Source organism: Streptomyces sp. NPDC002206, from assembly GCF_053593595.1.
The window spans coordinates 55,450-67,517 of sequence record NZ_JBSFCW010000016.1 but is presented as its reverse complement, the minus strand read 5'-3'; the positions used below and the strand labels follow the sequence as shown (position 1 = coordinate 67,517).

13 protein-coding genes are annotated in these 12,068 nt (G+C 70.6%); 5 read left to right on the top strand and 8 right to left on the bottom strand.

The genetic code is table 11. The annotated features are described in order from the left end of the window. Positions 1-23: 23 nt before the first annotated feature. Entirely contained in the window at positions 24-1,106 is a 1,083-nt protein-coding gene (locus ACWCP8_RS25910) for a hypothetical protein (RefSeq protein WP_352268999.1), read from the top strand. Between the two features lie 160 nt (positions 1,107-1,266). Continuing rightward, entirely contained in the window at positions 1,267-2,526 is a 1,260-nt protein-coding gene (locus ACWCP8_RS25905; RefSeq protein WP_451118515.1) for an MFS transporter, read from the top strand. Here the strand turns inward: ACWCP8_RS25905 and ACWCP8_RS25900 are convergent. The 4 genes from ACWCP8_RS25900 to ACWCP8_RS25885 form a co-directional block, all read right to left on the bottom strand. Next, positions 2,488-3,333, bottom strand: a complete 846-nt coding sequence (locus ACWCP8_RS25900; RefSeq protein ID WP_352268998.1) for a spermidine synthase — start codon at positions 3,331-3,333, stop codon at positions 2,488-2,490. The two genes, ACWCP8_RS25905 and ACWCP8_RS25900, sit on opposite strands and share 39 nt — an antisense overlap. 22 nt (positions 3,334-3,355) lie before the next feature. Next, positions 3,356-4,201: a patatin-like phospholipase family protein gene (locus ACWCP8_RS25895; protein WP_451118441.1), complete on the bottom strand. Its 846-nt coding sequence runs from the start codon at positions 4,199-4,201 to the stop codon at positions 3,356-3,358. 79 nt (positions 4,202-4,280) lie between these two features. After that, positions 4,281-5,456, bottom strand: coding sequence for an elongation factor Tu (gene tuf, locus ACWCP8_RS25890; protein WP_313936213.1), 1,176 nt, complete (start codon positions 5,454-5,456; stop codon positions 4,281-4,283). Between the two features lie 94 nt (positions 5,457-5,550). Next, positions 5,551-5,700 (bottom strand): hypothetical protein, encoded by a 150-nt coding sequence (locus ACWCP8_RS25885; protein ID WP_352268994.1) that lies wholly within the window; start codon positions 5,698-5,700, stop codon positions 5,551-5,553. A 241-nt stretch (positions 5,701-5,941) separates the two neighbouring features. On the opposite strand from ACWCP8_RS25885, the gene ACWCP8_RS25880 reads away from it, so the two are divergent. Further along, positions 5,942-6,655 (top strand): TVP38/TMEM64 family protein, encoded by a 714-nt coding sequence (locus ACWCP8_RS25880; RefSeq protein WP_352268992.1) that lies wholly within the window; start codon positions 5,942-5,944, stop codon positions 6,653-6,655. A gap of 330 nt (positions 6,656-6,985) precedes the next feature. Next, positions 6,986-7,858, top strand: coding sequence for an undecaprenyl-diphosphate phosphatase (locus tag ACWCP8_RS25875; protein WP_352268991.1), 873 nt, complete (start codon positions 6,986-6,988; stop codon positions 7,856-7,858). Positions 7,859-8,304: 446 nt separating this feature from the next. Here ACWCP8_RS25875 and ACWCP8_RS25870 read toward each other — a convergent pair whose 3' ends face one another. The 4 genes from ACWCP8_RS25870 to ACWCP8_RS25855 form a co-directional block, all read right to left on the bottom strand. Beyond that, positions 8,305-8,451, bottom strand: a complete 147-nt coding sequence (locus ACWCP8_RS25870; protein WP_326602383.1) for a hypothetical protein — start codon at positions 8,449-8,451, stop codon at positions 8,305-8,307. A gap of 321 nt (positions 8,452-8,772) precedes the next feature. Then, complete coding sequence (locus tag ACWCP8_RS25865; protein WP_451118437.1) at positions 8,773-8,952, bottom strand: hypothetical protein; 180 nt, start codon at positions 8,950-8,952, stop codon at positions 8,773-8,775. A gap of 177 nt (positions 8,953-9,129) precedes the next feature. Then, the gene (locus ACWCP8_RS25860) at positions 9,130-9,702 is read right to left on the bottom strand and encodes an RNA ligase 1 family protein (RefSeq protein ID WP_451118435.1); all 573 of its coding nucleotides are present in this window, start codon (positions 9,700-9,702) and stop codon (positions 9,130-9,132) included. A gap of 157 nt (positions 9,703-9,859) precedes the next feature. Continuing rightward, the gene (locus tag ACWCP8_RS25855; protein WP_352268987.1) at positions 9,860-10,684 is read right to left on the bottom strand and encodes a hypothetical protein; all 825 of its coding nucleotides are present in this window, start codon (positions 10,682-10,684) and stop codon (positions 9,860-9,862) included. A gap of 401 nt (positions 10,685-11,085) precedes the next feature. On the opposite strand from ACWCP8_RS25855, the gene ACWCP8_RS25850 reads away from it, so the two are divergent. Continuing rightward, positions 11,086-11,949: a universal stress protein gene (locus ACWCP8_RS25850; protein ID WP_451118513.1), complete on the top strand. Its 864-nt coding sequence runs from the start codon at positions 11,086-11,088 to the stop codon at positions 11,947-11,949. The last annotated feature ends 119 nt before the right edge of the window (positions 11,950-12,068 follow it).

Sequence of the window (12,068 nt, the reverse complement as noted above, 5' to 3'; positions counted from 1 at the left end):
CCGCCCCTCTATCGTTACTCGCCATGTGGCCAGGACAGCAGCCGCCCGGGGGCGAGCAGAACCCGCAGGACCAGAGTCAGAACCCGTACCAGCAGCCGGGGTACCAGCAGCCGAATCCCTATCAGCAGCCGGGATATCAGCAGCCGGGCCAGCCCGGTTACCCGCAGCAGGGGCAGCAGCCGGGTTATCCGCAGCAGGGGCAGCCGGGATATCCGCAGCCGAACCCGTACCAGCAGCCGACCGTGCCGCAGTACGCGGTTCCCGGTCCGCCCGGTGCGCCGCAGCCGGGCGACGGCAAGAAGAAGTCGACGACCGTCGTCGCGATCGTCGCGGCCACCGCCGTGGTCGTGGCTGCCGTGGTCACCGGTGTCGTGGTGATGAACAAGAAGGACGACAAGGGCGGTACGGACGTCGCCGGCGGGGGGAAGTCGTCGTCCTCCCCGAAGCCGTCCGACAGCGCGTCCTCGCCCGAGGCGAACCCGCGCGGCACCGACGGGGACGCCAAGCCCCTCATCGCCGGCTGGAAGGTCGTCACCAACCCCAAGTGGGGCACCCAGTTCGACGTGCCCGGTGACTGGGAGGTCGCCGCACCCGGGGTGTTCTCCTTCTTCGAGGACGACAAGAAGGGCGACGGGTCGCCCGCGGTCGGCTTCTCCGCGCCGGCGTACTACAAGAGCAAGTGGTGCGTCGACGATGCCGACAAGGACGGCACCAAGGAGGACATGAGCCTGGCCGGGGTCGGCACCAAGGGCGCCCAGGGTGCGAAGAGCACCGACGAGGCCGCAACGAACGAGGCCGCGAACTGGGTGTGGGCCGCCTATGCACAGCACATGCCGAAGGGCACCATCAAGATCGGCAAGCCCAAGCCGTACACCACCAAGTCCGGTGTCACCGGAAGTGTCGTCACGGCCACCGCGCCCGGCGTCACCAAGAAGAAGAAGTGCGACAGCGACGGCAAGTCGATCGCGTTCTCCTTCAAGAACAAGAACGGTGAGTACTCCTCGTGGATCCTCTACGCCGGAGCGGATGTGGAGGGCGAACTTCCGGACACCACGATCCAGAAGATCCTCAGCACCTTGCGGCTCACGGACATCACCAAGTCCTGATGCACGTCTGATCGGCCCCTGATCCACATCCGCTGCACGTACAGCCCGGGCAGCGCATTTGGCAGGTCGGGCTCCGGACAGGGATAGTCCCTTGGTGACCCCTGCTTCCGTTCCCCCGTCCCGCATACGCCGCCCTGCCTAGGCCGGGCGCAACTACAGTCTGCTGACCGCCGCCGCGATCATCACGGGCCTGGGGACCCATGGCGCGTTGATCGCGGCGGCGTTCGCCGTTCTGGAGTCGGGCGGTGACGGCGGCGACGTCGGCCTGGTCGCCGCTGCCCGTACCGCACCTCTGGTCGTCTTCCTGCTCATCGGCGGTGCCATCGCCGACCGACTGCCGCGCCACCGCGTGATGGTCGCGGCGAACGCCCTCAACTGCGTCTCTCAGGCCGCCTTCGCCTGGCTGGTCCTGGCCGGCGATCCGAAGCTGTGGCAGATGATGGTGCTCACCGCGGCGTGCGGCACCGGTCAGGCCTTCTTCAACCCGGCGGCCGAGGGCATGCTGATGTCCAGCGTCAGCGGCGAACAGGCCAGCCGCGCCTTCGCTCTCTTCCGGATGTCGATGCACGGCGCCGCCATCGGTGGTGCGGCGCTCGGTGGCGCCATGATCGCGGCGATGAACCCGGGCTGGGTTCTGGCCGTCGACGCCGCGGCGTTCGCGGTGGCCGGGGCGCTGCGCGCCTTCCTCGACGTCGCTCACATCCCGTCGCGCGCACCGGGCGGCGGGCTGCTCTCGGATCTGCGCGAAGGCTGGCAGGAGTTCATCGGCCGCCCCTGGCTGTGGTCCATCGTGGCGCAGTTCTCGGTGGTGGTGGCGGTGGTCGGGGCCGCCGAGTCGGTGTACGGGCCGCTGGTCGCCAGGGACGAGCTCGGCGGCGCCCGCCCCTGGGGTTTCGCGCTCGCCGCATTCGGGGTCGGCACGCTGTGCGGGGCACTGCTGATGGTGCGCTGGAAGCCCCGGCGACTGCTGCTCGCCGGGACGCTCTGCGTCTTCCCGCTCGCCCTGCCCTCGGCGGCGCTGGCAGTACCGCTGCCGGTGGCCGGGCTCAGCACGGTGATGTTCGTCAGCGGCGTCGCCATCGAGGTGTTCGGCGTCTCCTGGATGACGGCCATGCACCAGGAGATCCCGGAGGAGAAGCTGTCGCGTGTCTCGGCGTACGACTGGTTCGGCTCGGTGGCGATGCTGCCCCTGGCCACCGCGGTCGCCGGTCCGGTGGAGGACCTGGTCGGGCGAGGCCAGGCGCTCTGGGGCTGCGCGGTGCTGGTCGTGCTGGTCACGGGGGCCGTGCTGTTCGTACCCGACGTACGCAACCTCACCCGCCGGACGGCCGCCACGGTGACGGTGGCCGCAGGGCCGTCCGCCGCAGCCGGGAAGGCATCGTCAGCCGATGCTGAAGGCGCCGTCGGGCGGCTCGGGTGACGGTACCGCGTCGGCGTCCCCGACCGGCCTGGCCGCACCGATGAGCCGGTCCAGCGCGGCACCGTGCTCGACCCGGGCCGGAAAGGCGTCGGCCGCGCAGCGGCGGGCCAGGCTCGCAATGTCGAAGGGGCTGCGGGAGGCGACCAGGACAACGTTCCCGAAGCGCCGGCCGCGCAGCACCGCCGGTTCGGCGATCACAGCGAGCTCGTCGAAGACGGCCGCGAAGTTGGCGAGCTGCGAGCGCAGGAAGCCGAAGGGCGTGCTGTCGGCGAGGTTGGCGGCATAGACGCCGTCGTCCCGCAGCGCCCGACCGGCCGCCCTCGCGTACTCGACCGAGGTGAGGTGCGCGGGCACACGGGAGCCGCCGAAGACATCCGCGATCAGCACGTCCACGGAGCCGGCCGGTGTCTCCTCCAGCAGACCGCGGGCGTCCGTGGCGTGCACGGTGACCCCGCTGCCGTCGGGGACCGGCAGCTGCTCGGTGACCAGGGCGAGGAGGCCGCGGTCGGCCTCGGCGACGATCTGCCGGGAGCCCGGCCGGGTCGCGGCGACATAGCGGGGCAGCGTGAGCGCTCCGCCTCCTAGGTGGAGTACGTCGAGGGGCGCGTCCGGCTCCCCCGCGCAGTCCAGGACATGGGCGAGCCGTCGCGCGTACTCGAACTCCACATGGGCCGGATCGTCGAGGTCGACGTACGACTGGGGTGCGCCGTCGACGGTGAGCAGCCAGGCCCGGTCCCGGTCCACATCGGGAAGCAGTCTGGCGGTGCCCTGATCCACGTCCCGGATCACAGGTATCGGCTCGTTCACTCTTCCATTGTGGGGTGCGGGTTCAGCCGTTCAGAACCGCGGCGACCTTCTCGGTGTGCGCCGCGGACTGGGCGAGTCCGGCTTGCGCGGCGGCCGCCCGGCGGCTCGGGTCGAGGGGGTTGCGGCCGAATGCCTTCCTGGCGGCCGCGTCCGGGGTGATGACGGCGACCCGGGCGCCCCTCGCTTCGAGGTCGGTGGCCTGGGACCGGGGCGAGACGATCACCTTGTTGCCACTGGCCGTCGGTGCGATGACGACGACGCGCTCACATCCGGCGGCGAGATGGGCGTTGGCCGGGGAGTACACCCCGCCGTCGATCCAGTCCTGACCGTTGATGGTGGCAACCGGCCAGACCGCGGGAACGGCGCAGCTGACGGTGACGGCGTCCGCGAGCGGGACGCCGCTGTCCCTGTCGAACGTGTGGAGTTCCCCGGTCGCCGCGTGGACGGCGGTGATGCGCAGCTGTCGCTCGGGCCACTCGGACGTCAGGAGCCGGCTCGCGATCAGAGCCCGCCGATCGGCCGCGGTGGTTCCGGTCCGGGCCTCCCGCGCCATTCGGGCCAGCTTCTGCCCGTAGGCCTCGGGGGTGCCCGCGGTCAGCACGGCCCGGGCGTAGCGCATGAGCGTGGCCGTGCCGATCCTGCCGCCGGTCTCGCCCTGCGGATCGGCGAGCTGGCGGGCGTACAGTTCCGGGAGCGCGAGCAGTCCGGAGGCGAGCTGGGCGCCGACGACGGCCCCGGCGGAGCTGCCGATGATGAGGTCGGCGGTGGACAGGTCCACACTCGCCTCGGCGAGTCCGTACAGGATCCCGGTCTCCCAGGCGCTTCCGGTGACGCCGCCGGCTCCGAGCACCAGTGCAATGTCTGCCATGCCGTCAGTCTTGCGCATGGCAACGGACCCGCCTCCCGTGTGGCGCGGGGGACAGGTCCGTTGCGTGAGCGGATACGGATCAGAGCAGGGCGGTCACGGTGCCCGCGCCGACCGTGCGGCCGCCTTCCCGGATCGCGAAGCCGAGGCCGGACTCCAGCGGGGTGTCACGGCCCAGTTCGACGGTCATGGTGACCGTGTCGCCGGGGCGCGCCACTGCCGCTTCGCCGAGGTCGATGTCGCCGACCACGTCCGCGGTACGGATGTAGAACTGCGGCCGGTAGCCGGTGGCCACCGGTGTGGTCCGGCCGCCTTCCCGCGCCGACAGGATGTACACCTGCGCGGTGAAGCGACGGCTGGGCGTCACGCTGCCCGGCGCCGCCACCACATGGCCGCGGCGAACCCGGTCGCGCTCCACCCCGCGCACCAGCAGCGCCACGTTGTCGCCGGCCTGCGCGGACTCCATCGGCTTCCCGAAGGTCTCCAGACCGGTGACGACCGTCTCGATGTCCGCCCCGAGCACGGACACCCGGTCGCCGACACGGACGGTGCCGCGCTCGACGGCCCCGGTGACGACCGTGCCCCGGCCGGTGATGGTCAGGACGTTCTCCACGGGCAGCAGGAATGGCGCGTCGGTGTAGCGCACCGGCATCGGCACGTACGTGTCGACGGCGTCCAGCAGCGCCTCGACGGAAGCGGTCCAGCGCGGGTCGCCGGCCAGCGCCTTCAGACCCGACACCCGGACGACGGGGACACCGTCGCCGCCGTAGCCGTGCGCGGAGAGCAGCTCGCGGACCTCCAGCTCGACCAGGTCGGTCAGCTCGGGGTCGCCCGCGTCGGCCTTGTTGAGGGCGACGACGATGTGGTCGACGCCGACCTGACGGGCGAGCAGGACGTGCTCGGCGGTCTGCGGCATGATCCCGTCGACCGCGGACACGACGAGGATCGCCCCGTCGAGCTGCGCGGCGCCGGTGACCATGTTCTTGACGTAGTCGGCATGGCCGGGCATGTCGACATGCGCGTAGTGGCGGGTGTCGGTCTCGTACTCGACGTGCGCGATGTTGATGGTGATGCCGCGCTGCGCCTCCTCGGGCGCCCGGTCGATCCGGTCGAACGAGACGTACGAGGTGCTGCTGCCGGCACGGTCGCTGAGGACCTTGGTGATGGCCGCGGTCAGGGTGGTCTTGCCGTGGTCGACGTGGCCCATGGTGCCGATGTTGAGGTGCGGCTTGGTGCGCACGTATGCCGTCTTGGGCATGGCTCGATTCCTTCTGGATACGAAGCTGAGAGAGAAGACCCCAGGGCCCTGCCGACCCTCCCCTTACGGGGTCCGCCGGACTGTCGGGGGAGGGTCAGCTTCGGGCGCCGCCGAAGGGCGCTGCGGCAGCGACGAACGCTGCTGCGTCAACTGCTGCTGCGGCAGCAGCGACATCGGGGACGACGGCAGCCTTCGGCGCGTCCGCGACTGCGGACTGCGCTGCGAGGAAGGCGTACCGGAACATGGGTCCGATCATGGCCGACGCCCGCGGACCCGTCGAATGGTTTTCTCTCCGGGCGTTCCGGCAGCCCCGGTACGGGAGTTCGTCCCCGGGCCCACCGGCTTCGGAGCTGCTTCGTGTCCGCGCCCCTGCAGCGGCGAGGGCCGGTCCCGGACACTGTCGACGAAGTCCCGTACTGCCGACGGGGCGGCCCGTACGGGGCACATTACGGCGATCGGACAAGGGTGTCGGTTAGTCTCCCCGAATGCTCGACCCCGCCCCCGACACCCGGTCCGCCACCGGCCTGGCCGTGCGCTGTTCGAGGGCGCTGCGCTCGCCCTGGTCCCGGTTCTCGCTGCTCGTGCTGCTGCTGCTGGCCGCCGCGGCGGCGATGCTGCTCCTCGAACCGCAGCGGTTGCTGGCCACCGGCTGGCCTGCCCGGTTGAGCAGCGGCGGCGCTGCGGTTGCGTTGTTCGGCGTCGCGTACGGGGTGTGCACCGTGGCGTTCGTACCGCGGCCGCTCCTCAATCTGGCCGCGGGGGCGCTCTTCGGTGCGCAGGCCGGTCTGGCCGCCGCGCTGGCGGGCACGGTGCTGGGCGCGGGCATCTCGTTCGGCCTGGGCAGGGTTCTGGGGCAGGACGCGCTCCGTACGCTGCTGCGCGGGCGCTGGCTGAAGGCGGCGGATGGCCAGCTGAGCCGGCACGGCTTCCGTTCGATGCTGGCCCTGCGGCTCTTCCCGGGCGTGCCGTTCGCGGCCGCCAACTACTGCGCCGCGGTGTCGCGGATGGGGTATCCGCCGTTCCTGATGGCCACCGGGATCGGTTCCATCCCGAACACCGCCGCATACGTCGTCGCGGGCAGCGAGGCCTCGTCGCCGACGTCGCCCGCGTTCCTGGCCGCGATGGGCTTCATCGTGCTGACCGGGATCGGCGCGGCCGCCGTGGCCTGGCGCAAGCGGCACCACCTCGGCGCGAAATGACCGGCGTGCAGGGCAAGAGGCACAGTTCCGACGCGGACTGATTCGCGGGCGGCGCCGGCGCAACCGCCCCGCCGCCGAACAACCTGGCGCGCGACGTCGGCGAGCCGCCCGCGGGCCCGCCGAACGGGACCGTGCACAGCGCCGGCTCCGGTTCGATGGCCGGGGGCAGCCGTCACCCCGTTCACCCAAGGGCGATACGCTGCCCGCGCACGACAGACGATCATCGGGCCCGCCGTGGCCCTTCCCTCACATGACCGCACTCCGCACGTTGCCGACGGCCTTGCTGTCCGTCGGCCGATGCACGATGACCTCCGGGATGGCCAAAGCCCCATGAGCTGGTTCGAATCGTTCGTCCTGGGCCTCGTTCAGGGACTGACCGAGTTCCTGCCGATCTCCTCCAGCGCGCACCTGCGGCTGACCGCTGCGTTCGCCGGCTGGCACGACCCGGGTGCGGCATTCACCGCCATCACCCAGATCGGCACCGAGGCGGCCGTTCTCATCTACTTCCGGAAGGACATCGCGCGGATCGTCTCGGCCTGGTTCCGCTCGCTGACCAACCGGTCGATGCGGAGCAACCACGACGCCCAGATGGGCTGGCTGGTCATCGTCGGCTCCATCCCGATCGGCGTCCTCGGCGTGACCTTCAAGGACCAGATCGAAGGCCCCTTCCGCGACCTGCGGCTCATCGCCACCACCCTGATCGTCATGGGCATCGTCCTCGGCATCGCCGACCGTCTCGCAGCCCGGGACGAGACCGGCGGCAGGCACCGGGCCATCAAGGAGCGGAAGTCCCTCAAGGAGCTGGGCGTCAAGGACGGTCTGATCTTCGGCTTCTGCCAGGCGATGGCCCTGATCCCGGGTGTCTCCCGCTCCGGCGCCACGATCAGCGGTGGTCTGCTGATGGGCTACACCCGCGAGGCGGCGGCCCGCTACTCGTTCCTGCTCGCAATCCCGGCGGTGCTCGCCTCGGGCGTCTTCGAGCTGAAGGATGCGAGCGAGGGGCACGTGTCGTGGGGTCCGACGATCTTCGCGACGTTCATCGCCTTCGGCGTGGGCTACGCCGTCATCGCATGGTTCATGAAGTTCATCACGACCAAGAGCTTCATGCCGTTCGTCATCTACCGCGTGCTGCTGGGCGTGCTGCTGTTCGCCCTGGTGGGGGCCGGTGTGCTGAGCCCGCACGCGGGTGAGTCGGCGGGGTAGTTCGCCTTCGAGCGTGATCAGGGCGGGGCGAGCCACCCGGAACGGTGATTCGACCGCCCGTTCGAGGCGGGTCGCGCCCAGCCACGGGTCGGACGCCCGCAGTGCGGTCGAGTCCATGCGGTCGAGGGTGACCGCCGACAGGTCGTAGCAGCTGGCTTCACGCTGATGTCGTGTGCTGCAGGAGTACGGGATCCGGTCTGCGAGCTGTCGCTGCGATCGATGAATCCCCTGCCCGAGCCAGGACACCTCGAGCCAGTTCGCCTCGCTGAGACGCAGCGGCCCGGTCTACCGGCCAGAGCCCCGCCACCACCACCTCTGATGGATGGGGCGAGGTCTGACCAGTCCACAGCCTCGTGGGCGGAGGCAACCGCTACCTGTTCATGTGGGACCGCGAGGACGAATCCATCTCCGCGTGATCAGTGACGCCGAAGCGGGAGAGCGCTGCGTCAGTCAGTGTCAGCTGCCGGCAGGTCGGGGGGCGCGACGAACAGGCCCGCGTACTGCGGCCGCGGCGGCTCTACACGGTCGAGGGCGACCGTCGTGCCTATGTCCTCGGCGCTGTCGTCCGCGCGGCGCGGTGAAGCGTCAGCCATCAAGTCTCCTGTGCATAGCGGTCGTTGTGAGGGCTCCGAGCCCGAGAAGGCTGCGGCTGGTGTCCGGCGACGGCGCCTCTGCACCACTCCGGCGGCACACCAGGGCATCCGGATCGTCCGGCGGGGCCTGCAGGGAGTATCCACCAGGACACGTCCGGCCGTCAGCACCGGGGCTACTGCCCCGCCCCTCCGTACCGTCCCTGCCCTCAGGGCGGGGCGGCCGGCCAGGCCTGCATCCCCCTTCGGTGCACGTTCTCGGCCGCTCCTCAGTCACCGGGCAGGGTGCCCTGTCGCGTCAGCGGACGACCTGGACGGCATCGCTCATGACGGAGTTCGGGTCTCCAGAGTCTCGATCTTCAGGGTGACGCGTTGGACCTCCCAACGTTGACCGTCGATGTCGAAGCACAGTCCGACGGGCGGAAGTTGGCGGATCGTGAAGATGGGCCCGACCTTGCCCCCGTTGTTGTTCACCGTCACGTAGTAGCTCTCCGCTCCTGCCATGGCGGCAAGACCAGAAGATCGGAACAGGTGCCGGACAGCGCCCCCGCGCTGACCTTCGGGCGGGGCGATTTCCATCGATATCCGTCGGCATTCGACAAAGCTTGGCTCTCACCGACACCTCGGACACCGGGGCGGGCTGACTGCCGACGCCTGGAGTGGGCCGGGTCGGCGCCGGTCTCATGAGCGGTCCGCGGTGAAGTCGCGCGCCTTGATCTTCGCCATCCGCCCGTCGGGGTGGTGCCAGACGATGCCCTCGCACCCGTCGGCCGTGGCCAGGGCCAGCGCGGCGCTCCGGATGCCCTCGAAGGTCAGCTCGGGCACAGCGACGTCCCGCGCGACGGCGTGCTCGACAAGGAGATGGAAGTCGCTGCGCTCCGGGTTTCCGTTGATCTTCGGGCCGACCAGTTCGAAGGTCCCGGTGATTCCCTCGCAGGGTCCGATGTTCTGGACCGCCTCTGCGTGGAACTTCGCGAATGACGACTGGTCGATCGGCTCCCAGCCGACTGTCTTGCCGGTTGCGTCGTCGGTGGAAATGACCACACAGTTCGGCGGCGATGCCTTGCCGGGTTTCACCTCGCGCCGTGCCCACCAATCGCCTGCTTCGTCGAGCAGCACGCACGTGCCGTCGTACTTGCGGGTCGCGCGCCCTTCTCCGGCGAGCACCCACTCGCAGCCGGGCATCACCTCCGGCAGCACGCGCGCCGGGCGAGTGGCGAAGTCGCGGACGAACATGGTGGGAATCTTGTTCATGCCGGAAGTCTCCCGGTTGACCGGCCGGCCCGCACGGGGATTCCGCCCACGGGCGGTTGTCCCGCTTCGGTGGCCCGCCCCATCGGTCCACCACCACGGACCAGCGGACGGCCACCGCACAGGTCAAGGGGCAAGCCGGCACTCCGTACGCGACGGCTCAGTACGCGACGACCGCCCATATCAGCGCCCCGACGACGGCCACCGCGTAGCACCCCACGGCGGCGCGGACGAGGGTGCGTCGGGTGGAGACGCTCCACGGCGTGCCGGCCAGCACCCTGGCCAGCACAGGCAGCACAAGGATCGCGTGCAGGCTGACTCCGTGCAGCGGTTTGAGTGATGCCGTGGAGGCGTAGCCGGCCAACTGGTGACCGGTGCGCGTCAGATAGACGCCGCGGGCGATCATCGCAGCGCCCGCCAGCAGCCCGACGACAAGGATCGCGAACCCGGCCCGCAGCGCGAGCGCCATCCCGGCCGGCCCTTCGGGGCGCCGGACGAACGAGGCCACCGCCAGGGCGGTGAGGATGACGACCAGCGCTCCCCCGCCGACGGCCAGCGACATAGAGACCGCCGTATTGAAGGGCGTCTCCATGTTGAAGTGGGACGGTACGCCGCGCCAGGCCTGGAGTGTGATGCCGGCGACCTCCAGCACGCAGTCGGCGGCGAACACCGCGAGCAGCACGGTACGGGTACGGGCGCGTAGGCGTACGTACGAGGCCACCCAGCAGATCGCGATGAGCGTCAGGCCGAAGGAGAGCCCGAAAGTGACGGGCTTGCGCCAGGAGACCGGGCCGTCCCAGGGGCCGCCGTCGACGGCGAAGACAATCAGGTGCAGCAGCCCGGAGACGACGAGCGCCGCGCCGATCACGTAACAGAGGCGCTCCACCGGGCTCGGCTTCCGCCCTGTGGGCGCGGTCGGCGGTGAGTCGGGCGTGCTGCTGCGGGGCGGTTCCGTCCTGGTGGATGCTGCGGGCCGGTTCTCCATGTCCGGAGCATCCCTCGAGGGGCGCGCGGCCGTCGTCGTACGTCCGGAGGCAGTCGCCGTACGCCCTCCGGAGTACCGCGATCACCCCTCACCGGATGACCGGACCCAGGCGCAGGCCGACGCCGTGGTCGAGGGACTCGGCGACCGCGATCACTGGCTGACGCCGATCGGTTCGATCACCAACCCTGAAACCTGTCCGCTCGTACCCTTCCGCGACGCGCTTCAGCGCTGCGCACCGCTTCGCTGTTCGCACGTCGGCTGCTCCTGCGCCGGACGCCGACCGGCCGTAGCGTACGGAACACGACCGGGGTAATACGGGGCGGACACGGCCGAAAGCCCATGCCAAATGCCCCGTACACGTACCAGCCTGGGACATGTACCGCTGGACCCTGGAGGACTCCATGACCACCGCCGAGCTTCCTGTGATCGCCGCCGTCGACGGTTCGTGGCGCAGCTACGAGGCGCTCGAGTGGGCCGCGCGCGACGCCGTCCGGCGAGGGCTTGCGCTGACGATCGTGCATGTCAGGCCGCTCAATCGGCGTACCAGCCAGGAGGCGCAGCGGCGCGAGGCCGAGGAACTGCTCGCGGAGTCCGTGGGCCGGGTGGCGCAGGTCGCTCCGACCCTGCACACGTCGACCCTCGCCCCGCTGGACTTCCCGGCGGCGGCGCTGACCGCGCTGAGCGAGCACGCGTCGTTGCTGGTTCTGGGCTCACGCGGGCTGGGCGGGTTCCGGTCACTGCTGATCGGCTCGAACAGTCTGACGACCGCCTCGATGGCCCAATGTCCCGTCGTCGTCGTTCACAGTGGCCGGGCGGACGAGGAGGAGGCGGAGGCGGCGGAGACATTCACGGATATCGTCGCGGGGGTGGCCGCCGACGAAAGCAGTGAGGCGGTGCTGGACTTCGCGTTCGAGGCCGCCATGACCCGGCCCGGAGCGCGCCTGCGGATCGTGCACGGCTGGACGATGTTCTCGTCGATGCTCTCCGGCGGTCCCGTCTTCGACCGGGATGCGGCGGCAGGCGCGGCCGAGCGGACCCTCGCGGAGCTCACCGCCGGGCGGCCTGAGAAGTATCCGCAGGTCGAGGTTGTGCAGGAACCGGTCCACGGGTCCGCGTCCCACACCCTGGTCACGGCGTCGGCGACCGCCGCCCTCACGGTGATCGGGCGGCGCAGGGGCGGCGAGGAACTTGGATTCGGGCTGTCCCCGGTGGCGCAGACAACACTCACTCATGCGCTCGGGCCGGTGGCCGTGGTCCCCTGCTGAGACGGACACGGGTGGTGCGGGTTCCGGCCGGGGCGTTCCCGTTGTCCGAGCTCCCGGTCCGGGGTTCCGGGCGACCGAATCATGGTCGGACACGGCGCCGCGCGTGCACAGCCCTTGGC

Bases quoted from the DNA above. Each gene is read 5' to 3' on its own strand.
- ACWCP8_RS25910 (WP_352268999.1), top strand. From the start codon at position 24: ATGTGGCCAGGACAGCAGCCGCCCGGGGGCGAGCAGAACCCGCAGGAC.
- ACWCP8_RS25895 (WP_451118441.1), bottom strand. From the start codon at position 4,201: ATGGCAGACATTGCACTGGTGCTCGGAGCCGGCGGCGTCACCGGAAGC.
- tuf (WP_313936213.1), bottom strand. From the start codon at position 5,456: ATGCCCAAGACGGCATACGTGCGCACCAAGCCGCACCTCAACATCGGC.
- ACWCP8_RS25885 (WP_352268994.1), bottom strand. From the start codon at position 5,700: ATGTTCCGGTACGCCTTCCTCGCAGCGCAGTCCGCAGTCGCGGACGCG.
- ACWCP8_RS25880 (WP_352268992.1), top strand. From the start codon at position 5,942: ATGCTCGACCCCGCCCCCGACACCCGGTCCGCCACCGGCCTGGCCGTG.
- ACWCP8_RS25875 (WP_352268991.1), top strand. From the start codon at position 6,986: ATGAGCTGGTTCGAATCGTTCGTCCTGGGCCTCGTTCAGGGACTGACC.
- ACWCP8_RS25870 (WP_326602383.1), bottom strand. From the start codon at position 8,451: ATGGCTGACGCTTCACCGCGCCGCGCGGACGACAGCGCCGAGGACATA.
- ACWCP8_RS25865 (WP_451118437.1), bottom strand. From the start codon at position 8,952: ATGGCAGGAGCGGAGAGCTACTACGTGACGGTGAACAACAACGGGGGC.
- ACWCP8_RS25860 (WP_451118435.1), bottom strand. From the start codon at position 9,702: ATGAACAAGATTCCCACCATGTTCGTCCGCGACTTCGCCACTCGCCCG.
- ACWCP8_RS25855 (WP_352268987.1), bottom strand. From the start codon at position 10,684: ATGGAGAACCGGCCCGCAGCATCCACCAGGACGGAACCGCCCCGCAGC.
- ACWCP8_RS25850 (WP_451118513.1), top strand. From the start codon at position 11,086: ATGACCACCGCCGAGCTTCCTGTGATCGCCGCCGTCGACGGTTCGTGG.